This window comes from Flavobacterium sp. DG2-3, from assembly GCF_030730925.1.
In the GTDB taxonomy this organism is placed as follows: Bacteria; Bacteroidota; Bacteroidia; order Flavobacteriales; family Flavobacteriaceae; genus Flavobacterium.
On the sequence record NZ_JAVAMB010000007.1, the window covers coordinates 14,627 to 33,465 of the forward strand.

Genomic DNA, 18,839 nt, shown 5'->3' on the forward strand with positions numbered 1-18,839 from the left:
ATTTTTATTTTTTTTTATTAGCTGTATTATTTTCTGCGGATTCCATAATGCTGTAAAAATCTTCAGCTCTTGAAGTATCTATCTTATATAAGTAGATTGGAGGTGTAGTATTTATAACACTGTCTATATACCTGCTGATATAAGGCTTTTTTATATTTCCTTCAAATGCGGTATCCATAAAATAAGGTTCGAACACCAGGTCATTATAGACAGATTTAATAGCTGATACTCCATCAATACTAATCGATTCAGTACTATTTATCAAAAACCCTCTAACTGCTGTATAAAAACAAAGAGTCGTTCCCAGTATGATGAAAAAGATCAGAAAAAAGTAAAGCTGTGATTTAGATAGATCTTTAGTAAGGCTATTCATTTTTCTCACCCACCACAACTTAAGCATTACGTAAAACCGTAAATCTTTTTGAACCTGATTCTCTTTTCTCAATATGCTTTTCATGGCTTTCTGTTTAGAGCTCCCAGATCTTTGTTTTCAAGTGTATTGAACCTTTCAATCAGAAAACCATGCGGATTATTATCACTCCTTGAAACATTTCGCAGCTTTCCTTCTGTTATCAGGTTTCTGCTCAGTATACTTGTAGTCCTTATGATGTTCTGCTTGGCAAAACATTTAAAGCGGTACGGATATTCTTCAATATCAATTTTTATGCTGTCAATGATAACAGTCTGGCTGATATTGCCTGAAATGATTCCTGAATAGTATCCATTTTCTTTCAGATCGTCATAGATGCGCTTGACCGAATTATCAGCCAGATAAAGTGCTTTTGTTATATTGGTTTTAATTACTCTATCATCAGGATCCAGACTGAAGAAATAATGGTGGAAAGTCCTGACATGATCCCTGGCCTCCACTGGAACATTATCTTTACGGTCTGATGCGTAAGCTTCCAGAGCCTTTCCATTTGCAAGAATATAAACCTTATCCTGCATCGATGCTACAGAACTGAAACTTTTGAAAATCGCATAAAACGTTATGATCGTACTGCCTGCAACAACCAGCATAGTAAATCCCCTGACATGACGGAAAGCTGTATCTATATTTTTCATCTTGTTAAACATAGCTGTATGTTTTTAATTTTTAGAATTTCCTTTGAGTCTTTCGCTCATGTAACTTCCTTTATCTTCAAAATAAGGCGAAGATGTCGATGACGATGACATGCTCTGGCTCATCTTTCCTGCAGAATTTCCCATCGCATCCATTACCATTCCTGCCCCAGTCGCCGCACCGCCAATTACAGAAGAAGTTGAACCGCCAAATAAGCTGGTCACTTTCTGTCCCAGAGCACTTCCGCCTGAAGCATGTACAATATAATTGGCAACCGAAGGAACAGTGAAGTATCCGACAATACCTATGATCATAAAAATCAAGTATCCGATATCGGTCCTGCTGAAAAATGTATCACCTGATGTATTGATCTGAGAGATATCGAGTCTCAGCATCTGTTCTTGAATCTTCCCGATAATACTTCCAAAAATATTGGCAACAGGCAGCCACAGATAGATATTGATATACCTGGCCAGCCAGACCGTAAGGGTATGCTGGAATCCGTCAAATACCGCAATTCCAAACACCAGAGGCCCTAAAATGGAAAGCACTACCAGCTGAAAAGTCCGCAGGGTATCGATACACAATGAAGAGGCCTCAAATAGAATCCGCAGCACCTCGCTTACCCACTCCTTAACCGAATTCCTGAAACTGTATGAGGCTTTCTCCATAGCAAACTTTACATCATTCCCTATTCCTTCCATAAGTCCTTCATCAGAAGGATCCGCTCCATCATGGGTATATTTATGCCATCTGTCCCGGTCACCCGTTCCAAGAACGCCTACATACATTTTCCATGGAGCGCTTTCCTTCACTGCTTTTTCTTTTTCCCTTAATAGGATTTCAATTGCTTTATTGGAACCCTGCACCATAGAAGCCGTTGCTGTAACGGTAGGCTTCATGACCCCGTTAATGAGTACAAGCACTGAAGGGAAAATCATAATGCAGAAACCAATTACAAACGGCCGGAAAAGCGGATAAAAATCAATTGGCTCAGCATTGGCAATATGGCGCCAGACCCTTGAAGCAATGTAGAATAGTGTCCCAAATCCAGCCAGCCCCTGCCCTACGCCCATAAGATTGCTGCAGAGCGGCATCATTTCATCATAAAGCTGTTCGAGAACGCTATGAAGGCTGCCGATGTTATCTCCAAGTCCCTGAGCTGAAACCGCAGCGGGAATCGTGAAAAGTAAAAAAGCTGTTTTAAAAATTTTTATCATGTCAATTGATTTAATTTTTAAGCTTGTAGCTATTTCGAACTACGTTTACATCATTAAATTCCTTGGAACGCTGCAGTGCCAGTACAGATGCTGATCCGTTAAAATCACGGAGAAATAGCACTTTTTGCTGCATATCTTCATATATTTTATCAATTGCATCCAATCTTTCATCATCTGTCATTCTGAGTTTATCCGCTGTTACAATTGATGTCAGTTCATCGATATTGCGTAGGCTTTCTTTACTTAAATTCGAATACACTTTTTCAAAATATTGTATTTCCTGCTGGCTGAACCTGTCATTTTTAATGATTCGGTCAATACCTTTCCGGCTTTCCTTAATCAGCGTAAACTGATAGTCCACTATGTCTCCCACCCTCTTGTAATTTTTAACAACTGGACTTACCTGCATCAGGGCATCGAGAAAAGTCTTGTGAAGTGAAAAATTCCCTTCCGACATATCTTTTACGGCTTTATACCCGCCGCTTAGTATGTCATAACCTTTCTTCATGTCACTCAATATTTTTTTAAACTGCGAAAGTTTTTCGATATTTAAAATGAGCTGCTGGATTTCTGCAGACTGCGCCTTTACTTCGATTGGTTTACAGAGCAGAAGCAGCACTGCTAAAATCAAATACTTCTTTTTCATGATCCGTTTATTTATAAGCCAAGTAATTTCCCAACCTGTTTGACATCATTTTTTTCTTTAGCTTTCGATAATGAAAGCATTTTGATTTCCCTGCTGAATTTCTCGCAAAAGGCGTAATCTTGACTTGCCTGCTCATAAATCTGATCGATCCGCTCAATACGCTCGTCATCTTTCATTTCAAGCTTTGTGCTTGTCGTAATTAAAAACAGGGTATCCAGGCTTTCACCACAGCTGTTAAGCAGACGCTTAAATGTCCGTTCAATATAATCCAGTTCTTTTCCATGAAAGAGATCATCCTGTCGGATGCCATCAATAGTCCTCTTATAATTTTTCGCAATCTGAACATGCAAAGCAATTATCTCAGCAACTCTCACATAATTTTTAACTTTTGGATTAACTGATATTAGTGATGTAAAATAATCACTGTGGAGGTTTACTTCGCCTTTCTTTGCATCTGATATAAAGTCCAGACCGCTTTTAACTGCCTTATATCCTTTTGCCGCATAATCCAAATAAGTCCGTAAAGCTGCAATCTGAAGAAGGAGCATTCTTTTCTGTTTTGCCTGCTGCGCCTGCAGACTGCCCACAAATAACCCTACCATCACAAGTAACAATACTGTCTTTTTCATCTTTTTTAATGCTGTTTACGGAATTCCGTAAAATTGTTTCACTTTATTTACATCGGCATCAGTTTTTGCTCTCTGAAGGCTGAGCAGCACTTTCTGCTGATTGAAAAGCCTGAGATCATTGTAATTTAAATCAATCTGATCTGCTGCTTTATTTATAATTTCGAGTCTCTTCAGATCACTCATCTGTGTGGTAAAGGAGTCGATTATTAAAAAAATCTGGTCTATGTTTTTCATGCTTTCTTCCAGTATGCCGTCATATACCTTCTCCATATATTGCAATTCAGAAACTTTGAAACTCTCATCCCTTTTAAAAAGGCTCCATGCCCTTTCGTACTCTTCAATAAGGCGGGTCTGCTTTATCGAAATTTCCTTAATTCTCTGATAATAGGTAATAATCGATTTTACCTTCTGCAGCTCCTCGTAATAGTCTTTATAAAGATCACGCTGTTTTTTGGTCCAGTCAGAAATCTCATTGAGCTTTAACTTGGACAAAGTATTTTCAATCTGCTTCTGCGCATTCTGAAGCCAGATGGTTTTGTTCTGCATCCTCTGGATGCCAATATCGATGGCCTTAATTACTTTTTTTGTTACTGCCTTGACGATCTCCAGTATCGGCAGAGCAGCTGCCTTTTCTGCTGGTCGTGCAGGCGCGCTGACTAATAGAAAGCACATTAGGCATGAGATCACTTTAATTTTCGTTTTCATTTCCCACTATTTTTAAGTTCCGTTTCTTATTTCGTGTGCCATTGCCGCAATGCCTTTTTTGATGTCCCCGCCAAACTTCGCTGCAAAAGCATTCATTCTTACTTTCTCGCTTTCCTCTGTAGTATAAGCGAGATATTCTTCCAAAGACACTTCTGTCCGGTACACCTTTGAAAGCATTCCACCGAGCGAGATAAAAACTTCTTTGTACTTTTTATCCGGATCATTAGCCTTATTGACTGACAGCACAAGCGCTTTTTCTTTTTCAGTTAGTCCAAGCAGTTCCTGAATCTGATCGAATTTATTCTGATATTTGCTCTGGTCCAGCAGTATTTTACAGTCGCTGTTGTTAATTATGGCCTGCTTTACTACAGGAGACGAAATGATATCTTCCACCTCCTGGGTAACCACTATTGCCTCTCCAAAGAACTTACGCACGGTTTTGAATAAATACCTCAGATATTCGGCCATCCCCTCCCTTGCAATTGCTTTCCAAGCTTCTTCAATCAGAATCATCTTACGGATCCCTTTGAGTTTTCTCATCTTGCTGATAAAAACCTCCATAATGATTATTGTTACCACCGGAAACAGTATAGGATGATCTTTGATGTTATCCAGTTCAAAAACAATAAAACGCTCTTTTAAAAGATCCAGATTTTCTGTTGCATTCAGCAGATAATCAAATTCGCCGCCATTATAATACGGACGAAGCACGTAAAGAAAATTATTGACATCGAAATCCTTCTCTTTCACTTTATCTCCCTGAAGTATTGAAACAAATTCTCCTTTAAGAAAATCATAGAATGTATTGAAACACGGAAAAATAGTCTTATCCTTTTCAAGTTTTTCATAGTACAGCTGTAAAGCATTAGATAGTGCAACGTACTCGCTTCTGTTGAACGTTTCGTCATCTTTCTTCCACAATGCAAGAAGCAGTGTTTTAATACTCTCTTTTTTTTCGGTGTCCAGACTGTCTCCATCTGAAATGTAAAAAGGATTAAAACGGATCGGATTTTTTTCATCATAAGTGAAATAATACCCGTTTACCATATCACATAATCCTTTATAGCTGTGCCCGACATCTACCAATACAATATGTGTTCCCTGCTCATAATAGCTTCTTACCATATGGTTGGTAAAAAAAGATTTCCCGCTTCCTGAAGGCCCAAGTATAAACTTATTGCGGTTGGTGCAGATTCCTTTCTTGACAGGCTCATCGCTGATATCAACGTGGACAGGTTTTCCAGTCAGACGGTCTCCCAACCGGATTCCAAACGGACTTAAAGACGATCTGTAGCCTGTTTCCATATTTAAAAAACAGACAGCCTGCTCCGTAAAAGTGTCAAAGGCATCATTCATCGGAAAGTCTGCTGCATTGCCGGGAATGCCAGCCCAGTATATCTGGGGAGCACCGACAGTTTCCTGTTTGGCGGCCGCATCCATCTGCGCGAGAGCCGATGACACTTTGTTTTTTATGTCTTTTAATTCCTCTTTTTCAGAAGTCCAAGCCAGGACATTAAAATGTGCTTTAACAGGCAGACGCTGCTGCGAAATGGCTTCATTTAAAAAATCGTTGGTTGCATCTCTCGCAATCATATTCTCCCTGCTGTAGGCAGAAAGCGATTGGAGCCTCAATCTCTTGCTTTCCAGTTTCTGGATCGTTTTCTGCGCATCTTCTATGAAAATATATTGGTTGTATATGTGATTGCAGGAAAGAAGCTGTCCCAGGGTCGATGCAAAACCGACACTGAATTTTGTCTTATCGGTTGAATACCTGTCAAAATTGATCCTAGACCCGCAGAGTGCCGGCAGGTCAGCTGCGTCTCCCAGCGTGAAAAGCTGGCTGTGCATATCGCCAATCTGCATACCGTCTGAAAATTTAAGATCACTGTAAACAAAAGAATTTTCTCTTTCAGATAAAAAACAGTACTTCTCAATAAGCCCTATTTTTCTCCTTTGGCTCTTCAGTTCATTATTTCTCAGCCTTGTCAGCTGGATAAATCCGCTGTCCTCCATAATCCTTTTAAACTGCCCCGTACTGTCAATGAAATCTTGAAGAATCTGCATTTTTAAATTTTCTTCTGGGACTATTTTATTCCTTACAATACTAGAAAATAAGGAACTGGAGCTTCTCCTTCCTGCCGGTTTTTTGGTAATCATAATATAACAGGAATGATCAAGAAATGGCCTCTCATTAAAAAAACGTTCGCTGCTTCTGGTTAAAAAACTGCTGTCTTCATTTTGAAAATCCGCCTTGTAACTGCTTTCTAAAAACCAGTCCTGCTTGTGAAATACTGTAAACTTGGGAAGCACTTTCACAGCCTTTATCCATGACTGGTGAAACGCTTCATATTCCTGATCCGACAGCGTAAAAATCTCAGGCAGATCAGCTTTAAATACAACGGTTATATCACCCTGCTTCGACAAAATGCAGTCATGCTGCACATCCATAATCGGTAAAACATCATCCAACTCCCTTTCCATTTTTCCTCGTTTTACTAATATTTTCTTTTCTCTGCCATAGGCTTCTTGCTGCATTCAAAATATACCCTCCCAGATTTGGATCCACGCAGTTCCGAAGCACCTGCCTTTTATTTGGAATATTACACTTCTTTAAACTGAAGCCTAAAGCCTGTTCAAGATCAGGAATCTGGGCGTGACGGATTTTTATCGCAGTGCACAGATCAGTCTGAGAAATTTCAAAATTTGACCAGAAAAGATGGCGCTGCAGTATCGCATCAGGATCAATCAGCGGCTTGTAGTAAGGCTTGACATTTTCTACAGTCCACAAGCATTCGGCATTATGCCTGAGAAACAAGACTTCCTGATACAACCGCATATCGGGAAATACCGCAGGAGTGCCGCGGAATCTCACACAGATATTCTGCCTGAAGGATGAATGGGACTGGCATGGAGGCGAAGACCAGATATAATCAAACTCTTTATAATGATCTAACAGATACTGATGAGCATCTCCAATTACAACAAAATCCTCTGGGAAATTCTCCGCATATACAGCAGCAAGCTGCGGATCAAGCTCTACAGCCGTAACCGATACATCTGTCCAGTTTTTTCTGTTACCCCCTATTCCAGCGTAAAGATTTAAGACTTTCATAATCTAATACTCATTTAACGTCCTAAGACTATCACTTTATAAAAACAGACCTGCTTCGCACTTTTACACATTTCGGAATTTGTCTGGACGCTAAAGCTTTCATCATGCCATGCTCTCCATACTTCCGGCTCATCTTATAAATCTTAATCACCATGACTGTCCCAGCTGCACCGATTAAAACCACGCAGAGAAGTGAAGGAATGCCGATTATAAAAAGTATTGCAAAAACGATCATCAGTCCAACAACACCTCCTCCCAGATACCATATGTACTGGGCTTTAAGGCCTTTAAACTCAATTGACTGATTGATTCCTTTGTTGATCTGATAAACACTGCTCATCTTTGAGAATGCTTATACACCAAAAAAAGATTTGATTACTGTGGCCACTACCACAAGAAATACGCAGCTTCCAAACCATGCTGCTGCAACCTTGCCTGTGTCAGGATCTCCTGCATTCCATTTCTGGTAAACTTTTACGGCACCTATTAGTCCTAGAATAGCACCAACTGCATACATAAGTTCAGTGCCTGCATCGAAATAGCTTCTCACCTTTTGGTTCGCCTCATTTATTCCTGCCACCCCATCTTGGGCATATCCAATTCCATTAATAATAAAAAGCAGAAAAATTATGCTCAGCAGGTTCTTGCTCTTTTTGAAAAAACACTTTAATTTTATTCCATCATTCACCATCGTACATCATTTTAAAGATTAATACTAATTCAAAAAGCAGAGGAACAGCGCCGTCTCATCATCTATTCTCCTTGTCACATTTTACCATACCGCACTAGAGCGGACGGGGAAAGTTCCTCTGCTGTTTTTTTAATTATTGTCTTCCCATAATTCATCTGCTTCACTTGAAGTAAGAAGCAGTTCAGGGTACTTTTCGGAATCAAGAGCAAGTAAAATGTTTACATTGCTGCGTAAAGAAGAGATCTTTACATAGGGATAATCAGAAAGAATTAATCTGATATAATTCTTAAATTCTAGATTTGATCGTTTTAAGTCGGCACTTTCTGAAACTGCAGCGGTCAAACGTGCTGACAGTTCTTTAACCTCATCAAGGGTCGCAAATGATTCTTCAAAGGCTTCATTAAGATTTGTGTGGTTAGTTTTTTCTTTATCGAAAGATTGGAATGGGTCATTGATTGGCTTCTTTCGCAAGTGCAGAAAATTAATTTTCTTTTTGCCCTGCAGAATTTCCTTTATTTCAAAAGAATAATAGCGCAATCCAACAAACAGATACCATAAAATTAATAGAGCAATAACAGTTACAATGTAGCTGTTCCATGTAATAGAATTTAACATAGCATTTTCATTTATCATTCAACATCATCTCATACTATGAATAAACCAAGAAGAACAATTATGGTTTATTATACAGTCCAAAGTAACTTCGGAAATAAAACTTCTACAAGTACAACTTTTTCTGTACCCTAGTTGTACCCCTGTACCTCCTAAGTAATCTAAAGGGCTGACCGAATGAAAAAAAAATTGAGTCCATAAAAAAACCTCCTTAAAAGGAGGTCTATTTTACAGCTTACTATAGTTAATTTTCCATAATCTTCCTAAACATCATCAGTTCGGAGTCTTTTTTATCAATAATCTTCCAGCCGTTGTCAGAGAGGATAAAATACGCTTTTTCTTTCTTTTCTTCTGGTAGTCCAGGCCATAACACTCCAAATTCATTCAGTTCGTACTTGACAATGTATTCTGCAACTGCCATTTTTTTATCGATTGGCTCGGAAGTTATCTGAATGATTTTATCAAACTTTTTCATTCCGATTTTGACTTTCTGGATTTTGTATTCTCTATCTTCTAATGTTGTTTTGAGCAGAAAAGGTTTTGATAATTCCGTGAACTCTATCAAAGGCTTATCTCTATCTTTAAATCCTGTAACTTTCATTATTTTTACAAAGCCTTTTTCTTCTAATCCTGAATCCAGCATTCTTTTTGCATGCACAGGATCATTGCAGAAAACTTCAAAATCAATTTCTTTAGGAAATTGGTATTTTTTTACAATCATACTTTCTGCTGTTTTGCTATCCAGTTCATCGTTCTGGCAGCAGATAAACAAAAGACTGAACAATGGCAGTATTCTTACTAGTGATTTCATGATCTCATAAATTAAATTAGTATTCTCTTATATGCTTAATAATTTTCTCCAATGTTTTAATTACAAATTCTTTGTCTTTTTCTTCTGGATTGTATGACTTGCTCCTCACCGATTGATACGATAAATTTCTCTTGAATGGAGTTGAGAGATAAGGAACGATTGTCTTAAAGATTAGACTCATTGATTTTGCCTTTAATATTCTCGTTTCATCCGTGGCCCTTAAAATCAGTCCCATCTGGTCAGATGAAAGCGTGCATTGAATTTTATTTTCCACTGTTTGATGAGATGGATTTGCATTTCTCCGAGAAAGTGAATGCGCTGATTCTTCACATTCATCGCGACTCTGAAGAAAACTGATCTCAGAAGTAAACCAATTCTCCAAGACATCCTTAATATTCTGATGGCTGGCATCAAAGGTTATTTTTACATTAGAGTGTAATTGCTTGAAGTCTTTGAAAAACAGCTGCAGCAGATTCAATTTGGCTGACTGATTTTCAGCGGCATAAATCTGTTCAGTCATTCTTTCTGTCAAGATTGAAATATATTGTACGGAATTAAAATTATGGTCAATCAGCAGTTCATCTAGCGGAGTGAAAATCGAAGGATTTTCCATATCACCCGAATGCTCCTCCAGAAGCTTTGAAAGTTCTCTAAAGTAAAGAATGCGCCGGTAGGTAAGTTTCTTACCGTTGTCAGCCTCGATTGCATTCTGAAGTATTTTCACTACTATTATAATAGTCAATTTATCAGGTTCTGCGCTTAAATTTCTTTTGTTGATTTTCTGCAGTTTTAACGCGAGTTCTTTTCTGCATACCATTAGATAAGTAATTGGCACTCTCTCATCGAGACTTAGATAGTACGAAAACCTATCCTCAATAAAAGAAATCAGATAATCAAGATTTGTAATGAGAAGATCAGCAAGACGTCTTATTTTTTCAGATTGAAGAACCTTCTCAGTTCTATTCTCTATAATGCTGTCCAGCAGGAAAATTAATGTTGAATGGTATTGCCTGACTGTTACACGAATATGTCTTTTCTTCTTCAATGAAAAAACTTCGTTTTTCAGGTGCACTTGAATTTTTATGGATTCTTTGGAAATGTTTGCAGAAATAACTGCAATATCGTTATCGGTCAGACTATCAGTATTTGTACTTAATGGATCAAATGTCTGCAGTATCAAAGAATCAAACCATTCTAATGGATATATATTATTCATCATAGTATAGCTTTTTTTGAAAAGTGCATTAACTACCCGCTTTTGAATTTCTCAATAAAATTGGTTCTGTATTCCGACGGCGATAATGAAGTATATTTTTTAAAAAATATTCCAAAAACTGATACACTTGGAAATTCCATTTCTTCAGCTATTTCGGAGAAACTTATCTGAACGTCTTCCAATAGAATTTTCGACTCGCTGATAAGTGCTTCTATAATTAGTACTTTAGCGCTTTTTCCTGTTATTTCTTTTACCACTCTATTTAGATATATTGAGGTCATAAATAGAGCACCCGCATAAAACTGAACTTGATGCTGCTTTTTGTAGTGAATGGACAAAATAGTTAGAAACTGCATAACTATATTTTCTTTTCTAGTGAAGTTTGGTAGAACATTTGACGCATACTTTGAATATATTATTTTAAGCTCATAAAGGAATAGATTCAAACTTATTCGAAGAAGTTCACTTTCATACGCTTCTCTCTTTGCTTCTAAATTTACATAATAAATGAGTCTGTATATAAGCGATAAGACTGAATATTCATTTTCATCTAGTGAAGCTTTTATCGATTCTTTTCTGATAAAAAAATAGAAAGAATCAACTAGCTCTTTCTTTAGACAATTTCTAATGGCAAAATCAGATGAGAATGTAACAAGGTAAATTTGCGATTTATCTCGAATCTCAAGAATATTACAGTCTGCATCTTTAGGAATTATAATAAGATCCCGCGCCGACAAATCTTGAATTATGTCCTCAATTTTCAGTATGAATCTGCCAGATCTAATAAGTAAAATTGCTAGATTTTCAGACATAAAAGAATCTTCCTTAGTTTGACTCTGTTCATACTTTTTAATAAGATGAATGTCGAATCCGTCAATTGGACCATCTTCTATTTTTATATTAATTAAATTCTTTAGCATAATCCTATTTTTAAGGAACTTATTTAAATTAGTCAGTCTTTAAATTTTCTTCTTATAATTAAAAAAAAGAAGAAATACAGATTTGAGAGAGTTGTGATATAAAGCACGTATCCTGAAGTTCTACTAGTATTTCGTAAATTTTGGCCATTAATATTTAAGTCCTCTATTCCATCATAGAAAAATAGACCTAAGATGAAATAGAGACTTATTACATTTATTAAAATCAAAAGCGTGAATAAAATGCTTCGCAGTTTCATTTTTATAGGATTTTATAAATCAACCTAAGTTTTTATTTGAGCACATTTAGAAGAACTGCCAGATTAATAAATGTCATTTGGTTCTTTTTTAGGAACTCGCCTGATGGTCTATTTGTTACTGAAGTTTGCCAATCTGGATCTCGTTTTCTAGCTTCAGCATATAATGAATATCTTGAAATGGAAGAAACTTTCAAAATTGTATCTTTTTCATCTTCTTCCAAAAGTGAATCTACTACGATAGCTGATTCAAATGTAACAATGTGGTCGTAAACCTCATCATAATCATCCTGCTGCTTGCTGATTAGATCTGCAATAAATGAATTCAGATTTACTTTAACTGCAATACTCAAATCGGAATTATCAATAATTTCCACAAGCTTTTCTTCAGGGTTTGCTAAAATTAAGAGAATCAATTCTGGTGTTATAGTAATGATACTTTTACCACTTTGTTTGTTATTAACTCTCTTATCAATCAAAAAAAGGACCTGATTAATTAGCTGTTCATTAGAAGTCGGATATCCATTTTTAGAAACATAAAAATCAAAATCATTGAAAAAATTAATACCAGTTTCTTCAAAAGGATTCAATGTGTTTAAGGCATAAATTGCTTTTTCATTTGTCTGCGGAGCAGAACTGCTCTCAATTTCTGAATTATAATCTTGGTCAGCCGAACATGATAATAATAAAATTGCAGTCATGCTCATTAATAATAAACTTTTCATTTGATAATAGTTTGATGGTGAACGGGAATTTCCCAGTCCATTTCATCCGGATTGGCAGAACTTTAATTCAGCACTCTGCTAAACATTTTGCCGTTGAATTCGAAACAAAACTATTTCGTTAAAAATCGTTCCGCAAGCCATTATGTGTGGATTTCCATGAATTTATAGTATGGATTTCATGGAAATCCATACTTCATTTTAACATAACAATTCCTTAACATTCAATAATTTAACCTATTTTTACAGTTGGCTTTAGCAAGATAATCCTGTAGCGGCAACTTTTTTTTCAGGATTTATAATATCACGAAGAAATATCTAAAAAAACATTGCCCCTATGAAACAAAATTTATTATTTGTAATGCTGCTTTGTGCTTTTTCTTTTGATTTCGGATTTGCACAGAAAAAAGAATTTAAAGCTTCTGATTCATTAAAAAATAAAAGTTACACTTACCTTGATGATCAATTATACAATCATCGAAAAGACAGTTCAAAAGCATCCGTTTATCTTCTAACCTATCTAAAAAAAGCCAAAAACGAGAAAAACTGGAAAGAAATAATTTTTGCTTATCAAAACTATCTTCATCATTCACCTGATAAAATGCGGATAATTTATGCAGACAGCATGATTTACACTGCTAAAAAGGCAAGAGATAATACGCTACTTGGTTCTTCATATCTTTCAAAAGGAATTGTATATTATGGACGTAAAGATTATGAGAATGCCTTTCAAAACTATATTAGAGCTAATAACTACATTTCTAGGTCAAATGACAAATACTTGATTAATAAAGTAAAATATCATATGGCCCAAATTAAATACTATCTTGGTTTTTACGATGAAGCTCTCACGTTATTTAATGATTGCTTAACTTATTTTAAAGTAGAAAACACCTCCGCCTATTTAAACACTCTTCACTCCATAGGTGTATGCTATAACAGAATTGGAAATTACGGTTTATGTTCTGATATTAATAGAAAAGGGATTTATGAGGGTAAATCCCTGGGGCTTTCCGATATGGAAATTTATTTCATTCATTCGGATGGAATTAATGAATATTTCAAAAAAAATTATCAGTTAGCTATTTCTAAATTAGAATCTGTAGTTGAAAAAATAAAAGATAACAGAGATTTTGCTAATGAATCAGTCGGATATTTTTATATTGGAAAAAGTTTTTGGTCTGTAAGAAATAGAGACCAAGCCCTACCCTATTTATTAAAAGTAGACAAAGCTTTTCAAGAAAAAAATTACATTAGACCAGATCTTCGGGAATCATACGAACTTCTCATCACTTATTACAAAAACAAAAAAGATCTTAGTAAACAACTTTACTATATCGATCAGCTTCTCCGAGCAGACACTATACTTAACAATACCTACAAGTATTTAGTAACAAAAATACATAAGAATTACGATACTAAAGAATTGCTAATTGAGAAAGAAAAAATCCAAAATGAAAATAAAAAGATTCATAAAGAACTCGTAAAGGAGAAGCACTATGATCTAATTTTTGCAGGTATAATATTGGTTCTTTTTACAGTTTCGTTTTACCTCAACTATAGGCATCAAAAGAATAAAAAGTTCTATAAAAAGAAATTTGATGAGCTAATGCTTGGATTAAATACAAAACCTAAAGATAAAAAAGAATTGCCAAAAGAAAAATCTCCAACACTTGACATACCATCAGAAACAATTACTTTCATTTTGAATGGACTTCAGAGTTTTGAAGATTCTAAAAAATTTCTTGGAAAAGATCTTCGGCTCAATGTAGTAGCCAACATGCTTCACACAAACTCCAAATATCTCTACAAAGTCATTTCTCATTATAAAGGCAAGCGTTTCGTAGAATACATTAACGATCTTAAAATAAACTATATTATAGCGTTACTAAACGATGATCGAATGTCCAGAAAATATAGCAATTCAGCTTTGGCTGAAGAGGCTGGTTTCAGTAGTACACAGCAATTTGCACTAGCATTCAAGCAGAAAACTGAAATGCCTGTTAATTTTTTCATTGAGCAATTAAGTAAATAATTCATTTTATAGAACTTCTTATAATCTGAAACTTCTAAATTTGCTGACGTAATTAAAAAAACATGACATTATGAAAGATCTAATCGCGAAAATTAATGCAGAGATTGAAACATTCAGAATAGAATCTGAATCTCTTTCTGAAAAAGGAATTAAAGCTGCTGGAGCAAGAGCTCGTAAATCTTCTTTAGAACTTGAAAAACTTTTAAAGGAGTTCAGAAAAGTTTCTATCGAGGAGTCTAAAAAGTAATTGTTATTTTCTCAAATTAAAAGCCTTTCAAAAATGAAAGGCTTTTTTTATCTTTTTGTTTTGCGTTCTTTTTCAAGTAACTCGTATTGGACCTTTAATGTCTTTTTTAGAAAATTATAATAGTCGATTTTTTCCTGTGTTAATTTGACCTCCAAATTAAATGACTCATCCACAATTAATAATAGTGCTTCCAAACTTTTTAAAGCAAATAAAGATTTAAAGTCAATTCTTAGAAAACGGCTTATTACATATATCTTGTCCCATCCGCTAACACTTTCGGCACGTTCTACCCTGCCTATCATTGTTGAAGTATAATCTATTTTCATTCCAAGTGAATGTTGAGATAAGTTTTGTTTTAATCTTGCCAATCTAAGCATACACCCAATTTGCAAATTAATTAAACATAACTCTATTTCACTACTTGTTTCCATTTAGTAAAAATTGAGAAAAAAGATTAATTTATTCGATACAAATTTGTACTGAATAAGATATTTTGTTATATTTGTCACAAATAAAACATTGAAAAATGTAATTTTGCGACTCTTCAATTAAAATATTTGAAGCATTCGCTTTGAATCTCGTTTCAGAAAACTGGTAATTTTTAACGCACGAGATGATAAGTAAGATGCTCACGTCATAGGCGTGGGCTCACTTATTCGTGCGTAAGGTATACCAGTACCTCTGAATCGTTTAAGCTGAGTTCTACGCCTTTTTTATTTTACTCATCTTCTTTATTCTTAGCAATACTTTCTTTATTTTTCTATCGCATTAGTAATATCTAACCTTGAAATAATAATGCCTGTGAATTAAAAAATTATTGTTTGCTTCATCTCAAAGCAAAAAAAAATGGCCCTCAACGGCAGCGACCAAACTAGCGTAGAGGACCTTAGCTAATCAAAATCAATTTAACTAACCAATCCCAATATTATGAATTATTTTTCATTCTACAAGGATGGGAAAGCGCTTTATTGCCTCATTTTTACGGCAGTTTTGTTCACTTTTTCATCATCGTTTGCCGTTAATTCATCTCGGCATTTCAGTTTTGTTTTGCAACAGAATCAGATAAAAGGAACTGTTACAGACGGCTCTGTTCCTCTACCTGGAGTAACTATTGGTGTAAAAGGTAGTGGTAATAACTACTCTATTACAGACTATAGTGGACAGTATATAATTAATGCTGCTTCTAATGACACTTTGATAGTTTCCTTTATGGGATTTAAAACTAAGTATGTCCCAATAAACAGAAACACTAAATTGGATATTACACTACAATACGATACAACAACATTACAGGAAGTTCGGGTAAATGCTGGTTATTATTCCGTAAAGGAAAGTGACCGAACGGGGAGTATTGCCCGAATTACCTCTAAAGATATAGAAAACCAGCCGGTGACAAATGTCTTAGCAACTATGCAGGGAAGAATGGCGGGCGTAAATATAGTTCAGACTACAGGAGTCCCCGGAGGCGGTTTTGAAATTAAGATAAGGGGACAGAATAGTTTTCGTGCAGGAGCTAACAACCCCCTATATGTAATAGACGGCGTTCCTTACACTGCTGATCCAATCGGTTCAGGAACTGGCTCGGCAGTTCTCCCTACTCAGCCCAGCCCACTTAATAGCATAAATCCTGAACAGATTGAGAGTATTGAAGTTCTTAAAGATGCAGATGCAACTTCAATCTATGGATCGAGAGGCGCAAATGGTGTTGTCTTAATTACCACCAAGAAAGGTCGGACAGGTAAAACGAGCTTTAATGTAAAGGTAGCTACCGGAGCTTCGACTGTTACCAGATTTATGGATCTTATGAATACCGAACAGTATATTTCTATGAGAAAGCAGGCATACGCAAATGATGGAGTCGCATTAATCCCATCTACGGCGTACGACATTGATGGAACATGGGACCAAAGCCGATATACTGACTGGCAGAAAGAACTTTTAGGCGGTACCGCAGAGGTAATGGATCTGCAGGCTTCCATTACTGGCGGCTCGGAACAAACTCAGTTTATGGTCAGTTCAAACTACAATTATCAGGGAAGTGTATACATTGGTGATTTCCGTTATAAAAAAGGAGGTTTCCGCACTAATGTAAATCACGAATCTGAAAATAGAAAATTTAAGATCAATGCCTCCGTAGGATATACGATGCAGAATAATAATCAGCCTCAAGTAGATTTAATGCGGGAAACTTACAGCATTGCTCCTAACGCCCCCGCACTCTACAATGCTGATGGCACACTTAATTGGGAAAACAACACATTTAACAATCCACTTCGAAATCTAACTGGCAAATATATCGCTCTTACAAATGACTTAATTGCAAATTCATTTATATCCTATTCTCTTACCAGCAATTTGCAACTGCAGACTAACATTGGATACACAAGCCTAACCAATAGTGAAAATACTGAAAATCCTTCAACACGTTTCAATCCATCATTTGGCTATGGACCTGAAAATTCTACACTTACTACAGGCAGGATGGATCGTATTTCTTGGATTATTGAACCGCAGGTGAGCTGGAGTGAAAAAATTGCTTTGCATTCCTTCAATTTCATTGCTGGTGCTACTTTTCAATCTCAAAAATCCAATCAGCAAGTACAGTATGGTTCAGGATTTGCGAACAATGGACTAATAAGCAATATTGCATCTGCATCATCAGTGACAACACTTCTAAGTAGCGAAACACTATACAAATATCAAGCAATGTTTGGGCGTTTAAACTATAGTTTTGATGATAAATATATCGTAAACCTTACTGGACGAAGAGATGGTTCTAGCCGTTTTGGACCAGGCAGACAGTTCGCTGGTTTTGGGGCAGTAGGAATTGCCTGGCTTTTCGCTCGAGAAAAAATTTTCAAAGACAGTCATTTTCTAAGTTTTGGAAAGCTGAGAGCCAGCTACGGAACTACTGGTAGCGACCAAATTGGAGACTATCAATTCCTTGACACATATACCATAGCGGGAATAAAATATTCGAATATAAGCGGGCTCCAGCCAAGCCGCCTTTTTAATCCCAATTTTGGCTGGGAGATAAATAAAAAATTTGAAACTGCTCTTGAAATTGGCTTTTTTAAAGACCGTCTCTTTCTTACTGCAGCATACTATGATAACAGATCATCCAACCAGCTTGCGGGTATCCCGCTTCCCGGTACGACAGGTTTTACTTCGGTACAATCAAACTTAGATGCACTTGTTCAAAATAACGGCTTGGAATTTACTCTGAGAAGTTTAAATGCGGGCGGCAAAAACTTGAACTGGAGCACAAACTTCAACATCACCTTCAGTCATACTAAGCTCCTTGAATTTCCAAATCTTGCCGGCTCGACATACGCAAATACCTTGGTAATTGGCGAACCTCTAAACATTAAAAAGGTTTATCATTATGTAGGTATTAACCAGCAGAGTGGAACCTATGATTTCAAGGACGTTAATGAGGACGGTATGCTAACAGCGGTTGAAGACAAAAAGACAATTAGTGACTTAACTCCTGATTTTTTTGGAGGAGTGCAGAATACTTTAAAATATAAAAGATGGCAGCTTGATTTTTTGTTTCAATTTGCAAAGCAAAAAAATTACAATGGCTCCTCTTACTTTGTAATGCCTGGAACCGAAGGCAATCAAATGGCTGAAGCTAAAAACAGCTGGCAGAAGACTGGTGACAACGCCGCATATCAGATTTACACCTCTGGAACAAATAGCTCGGCATCAGCCGCTTATTTCAGATACTTTGAAAGCGACGGTGCAATCAGCGACGCATCCTATGTAAGGCTGAAAAATATTTCAATTTCATACGACATTCCTTTACAGAACCTTAAATGCAGAATCTTTTTAGAGGGACAGAATCTTTTGACTTTTACCAAATACAATGGTGCAGACCCCGAATTTACTTCTCTTGGGTATCTGCCACCTTTAAAAGTGTTTTCAGCTGGCCTACAGTTTAATTTTTAAAGAAA

General features: G+C 36.3%; 19 protein-coding genes. 3 read left to right on the top strand and 16 right to left on the bottom strand.

The window, feature by feature from the left end; all coding sequences use genetic code 11:
* Positions 1–4: 4 nt before the first annotated feature.
* The 15 genes from Q9Q97_RS11370 to Q9Q97_RS11440 all read right to left on the bottom strand — a co-directional run bounded on the left by Q9Q97_RS11370 (position 5) and on the right by Q9Q97_RS11440 (position 12,604).
* The gene (locus Q9Q97_RS11370) at positions 5–457 is read right to left on the bottom strand and encodes a hypothetical protein (RefSeq protein WP_306157062.1); all 453 of its coding nucleotides are present in this window, start codon (positions 455–457) and stop codon (positions 5–7) included.
* Positions 454–1,065 carry a conjugative transposon protein TraK gene (gene traK / locus Q9Q97_RS11375; RefSeq protein ID WP_306157064.1) on the bottom strand — a complete coding sequence of 204 codons (612 nt, stop codon included), beginning with the start codon at positions 1,063–1,065 and terminating at the stop codon, positions 454–456. Before traK ends, Q9Q97_RS11370 begins: the two co-directional genes overlap by 4 nt.
* Before the next feature lie 24 nt (positions 1,066–1,089).
* Positions 1,090–2,283 carry a conjugative transposon protein TraJ gene (gene traJ, locus Q9Q97_RS11380; RefSeq protein ID WP_306157066.1) on the bottom strand — a complete coding sequence of 398 codons (1,194 nt, stop codon included), beginning with the start codon at positions 2,281–2,283 and terminating at the stop codon, positions 1,090–1,092.
* 10 nt (positions 2,284–2,293) lie between these two features.
* Complete coding sequence (locus Q9Q97_RS11385) at positions 2,294–2,929, bottom strand: TerB family tellurite resistance protein (protein ID WP_306157068.1); 636 nt, start codon at positions 2,927–2,929, stop codon at positions 2,294–2,296.
* Between the two features lie 11 nt (positions 2,930–2,940).
* Positions 2,941–3,558: a hypothetical protein gene (locus Q9Q97_RS11390; protein WP_306157070.1), complete on the bottom strand. Its 618-nt coding sequence runs from the start codon at positions 3,556–3,558 to the stop codon at positions 2,941–2,943.
* Between the two features lie 15 nt (positions 3,559–3,573).
* A complete protein-coding gene (locus tag Q9Q97_RS11395; protein WP_306157072.1) occupies positions 3,574–4,263 on the bottom strand; it encodes a conjugal transfer protein TraI in 690 nt (229 codons plus the stop codon).
* A 12-nt stretch (positions 4,264–4,275) separates the two neighbouring features.
* A complete protein-coding gene (locus Q9Q97_RS11400) occupies positions 4,276–6,744 on the bottom strand; it encodes a TraG family conjugative transposon ATPase (RefSeq protein ID WP_306157074.1) in 2,469 nt (822 codons plus the stop codon).
* Positions 6,725–7,375 (bottom strand): DNA cytosine methyltransferase, encoded by a 651-nt coding sequence (locus tag Q9Q97_RS11405; RefSeq protein WP_306157076.1) that lies wholly within the window; start codon positions 7,373–7,375, stop codon positions 6,725–6,727. Before Q9Q97_RS11405 ends, Q9Q97_RS11400 begins: the two co-directional genes overlap by 20 nt.
* 31 nt (positions 7,376–7,406) lie before the next feature.
* Positions 7,407–7,715 (bottom strand): DUF4133 domain-containing protein, encoded by a 309-nt coding sequence (locus tag Q9Q97_RS11410; protein WP_306157078.1) that lies wholly within the window; start codon positions 7,713–7,715, stop codon positions 7,407–7,409.
* 12 nt (positions 7,716–7,727) lie between these two features.
* Positions 7,728–8,066, bottom strand: a complete 339-nt coding sequence (locus Q9Q97_RS11415) for a DUF4134 domain-containing protein (protein WP_306157080.1) — start codon at positions 8,064–8,066, stop codon at positions 7,728–7,730.
* A gap of 129 nt (positions 8,067–8,195) precedes the next feature.
* On the bottom strand, positions 8,196–8,681 hold the full coding sequence (locus Q9Q97_RS11420) for a hypothetical protein (RefSeq protein WP_306157082.1): 486 nt from the start codon (positions 8,679–8,681) through the stop codon (positions 8,196–8,198).
* A 241-nt stretch (positions 8,682–8,922) separates the two neighbouring features.
* Positions 8,923–9,489 (bottom strand): hypothetical protein, encoded by a 567-nt coding sequence (locus tag Q9Q97_RS11425; RefSeq protein ID WP_306157084.1) that lies wholly within the window; start codon positions 9,487–9,489, stop codon positions 8,923–8,925.
* 16 nt (positions 9,490–9,505) lie between these two features.
* Entirely contained in the window at positions 9,506–10,708 is a 1,203-nt protein-coding gene (locus tag Q9Q97_RS11430; protein WP_306157086.1) for a hypothetical protein, read from the bottom strand.
* Positions 10,709–10,737: 29 nt separating this feature from the next.
* Complete coding sequence (locus Q9Q97_RS11435) at positions 10,738–11,625, bottom strand: AraC family transcriptional regulator (protein WP_306157088.1); 888 nt, start codon at positions 11,623–11,625, stop codon at positions 10,738–10,740.
* A gap of 289 nt (positions 11,626–11,914) precedes the next feature.
* A complete protein-coding gene (locus Q9Q97_RS11440) occupies positions 11,915–12,604 on the bottom strand; it encodes a hypothetical protein (protein WP_306157090.1) in 690 nt (229 codons plus the stop codon).
* Positions 12,605–12,938: 334 nt separating this feature from the next.
* Between Q9Q97_RS11440 and Q9Q97_RS11445 the strand changes: the two genes are divergently transcribed.
* Positions 12,939–14,636 carry a helix-turn-helix domain-containing protein gene (locus Q9Q97_RS11445; RefSeq protein ID WP_306157092.1) on the top strand — a complete coding sequence of 566 codons (1,698 nt, stop codon included), beginning with the start codon at positions 12,939–12,941 and terminating at the stop codon, positions 14,634–14,636.
* A gap of 70 nt (positions 14,637–14,706) precedes the next feature.
* Positions 14,707–14,883: a histone H1 gene (locus Q9Q97_RS11450; RefSeq protein WP_306157094.1), complete on the top strand. Its 177-nt coding sequence runs from the start codon at positions 14,707–14,709 to the stop codon at positions 14,881–14,883.
* A 47-nt stretch (positions 14,884–14,930) separates the two neighbouring features.
* Here Q9Q97_RS11450 and Q9Q97_RS11455 read toward each other — a convergent pair whose 3' ends face one another.
* On the bottom strand, positions 14,931–15,314 hold the full coding sequence (locus Q9Q97_RS11455) for a helix-turn-helix domain-containing protein (protein ID WP_306157096.1): 384 nt from the start codon (positions 15,312–15,314) through the stop codon (positions 14,931–14,933).
* 496 nt (positions 15,315–15,810) lie between these two features.
* Between Q9Q97_RS11455 and Q9Q97_RS11460 the strand changes: the two genes are divergently transcribed.
* Complete coding sequence (locus tag Q9Q97_RS11460; protein ID WP_306157098.1) at positions 15,811–18,834, top strand: SusC/RagA family TonB-linked outer membrane protein; 3,024 nt, start codon at positions 15,811–15,813, stop codon at positions 18,832–18,834.
* The last annotated feature ends 5 nt before the right edge of the window (positions 18,835–18,839 follow it).

What these genes read in the sequence shown, in the direction of transcription:
- Q9Q97_RS11370 (WP_306157062.1), bottom strand. Translation starts at nt 457, where the DNA reads ATGAAAAGCATATTGAGAAAAGAGAATCAGGTTCAAAAAGATTTACGG.
- traK (WP_306157064.1), bottom strand. Translation starts at nt 1,065, where the DNA reads ATGAAAAATATAGATACAGCTTTCCGTCATGTCAGGGGATTTACTATG.
- traJ (WP_306157066.1), bottom strand. Translation starts at nt 2,283, where the DNA reads ATGATAAAAATTTTTAAAACAGCTTTTTTACTTTTCACGATTCCCGCT.
- Q9Q97_RS11385 (WP_306157068.1), bottom strand. Translation starts at nt 2,929, where the DNA reads ATGAAAAAGAAGTATTTGATTTTAGCAGTGCTGCTTCTGCTCTGTAAA.
- Q9Q97_RS11390 (WP_306157070.1), bottom strand. Translation starts at nt 3,558, where the DNA reads ATGAAAAAGACAGTATTGTTACTTGTGATGGTAGGGTTATTTGTGGGC.
- Q9Q97_RS11395 (WP_306157072.1), bottom strand. Translation starts at nt 4,263, where the DNA reads ATGAAAACGAAAATTAAAGTGATCTCATGCCTAATGTGCTTTCTATTA.
- Q9Q97_RS11400 (WP_306157074.1), bottom strand. Translation starts at nt 6,744, where the DNA reads ATGGAAAGGGAGTTGGATGATGTTTTACCGATTATGGATGTGCAGCAT.
- Q9Q97_RS11405 (WP_306157076.1), bottom strand. Translation starts at nt 7,375, where the DNA reads ATGAAAGTCTTAAATCTTTACGCTGGAATAGGGGGTAACAGAAAAAAC.
- Q9Q97_RS11410 (WP_306157078.1), bottom strand. Translation starts at nt 7,715, where the DNA reads ATGAGCAGTGTTTATCAGATCAACAAAGGAATCAATCAGTCAATTGAG.
- Q9Q97_RS11415 (WP_306157080.1), bottom strand. Translation starts at nt 8,066, where the DNA reads ATGGTGAATGATGGAATAAAATTAAAGTGTTTTTTCAAAAAGAGCAAG.
- Q9Q97_RS11420 (WP_306157082.1), bottom strand. Translation starts at nt 8,681, where the DNA reads ATGTTAAATTCTATTACATGGAACAGCTACATTGTAACTGTTATTGCT.
- Q9Q97_RS11425 (WP_306157084.1), bottom strand. Translation starts at nt 9,489, where the DNA reads ATGAAATCACTAGTAAGAATACTGCCATTGTTCAGTCTTTTGTTTATC.
- Q9Q97_RS11430 (WP_306157086.1), bottom strand. Translation starts at nt 10,708, where the DNA reads ATGATGAATAATATATATCCATTAGAATGGTTTGATTCTTTGATACTG.
- Q9Q97_RS11435 (WP_306157088.1), bottom strand. Translation starts at nt 11,625, where the DNA reads ATGCTAAAGAATTTAATTAATATAAAAATAGAAGATGGTCCAATTGAC.
- Q9Q97_RS11440 (WP_306157090.1), bottom strand. Translation starts at nt 12,604, where the DNA reads ATGAAAAGTTTATTATTAATGAGCATGACTGCAATTTTATTATTATCA.
- Q9Q97_RS11445 (WP_306157092.1), top strand. Translation starts at nt 12,939, where the DNA reads ATGAAACAAAATTTATTATTTGTAATGCTGCTTTGTGCTTTTTCTTTT.
- Q9Q97_RS11450 (WP_306157094.1), top strand. Translation starts at nt 14,707, where the DNA reads ATGAAAGATCTAATCGCGAAAATTAATGCAGAGATTGAAACATTCAGA.
- Q9Q97_RS11455 (WP_306157096.1), bottom strand. Translation starts at nt 15,314, where the DNA reads ATGGAAACAAGTAGTGAAATAGAGTTATGTTTAATTAATTTGCAAATT.
- Q9Q97_RS11460 (WP_306157098.1), top strand. Translation starts at nt 15,811, where the DNA reads ATGAATTATTTTTCATTCTACAAGGATGGGAAAGCGCTTTATTGCCTC.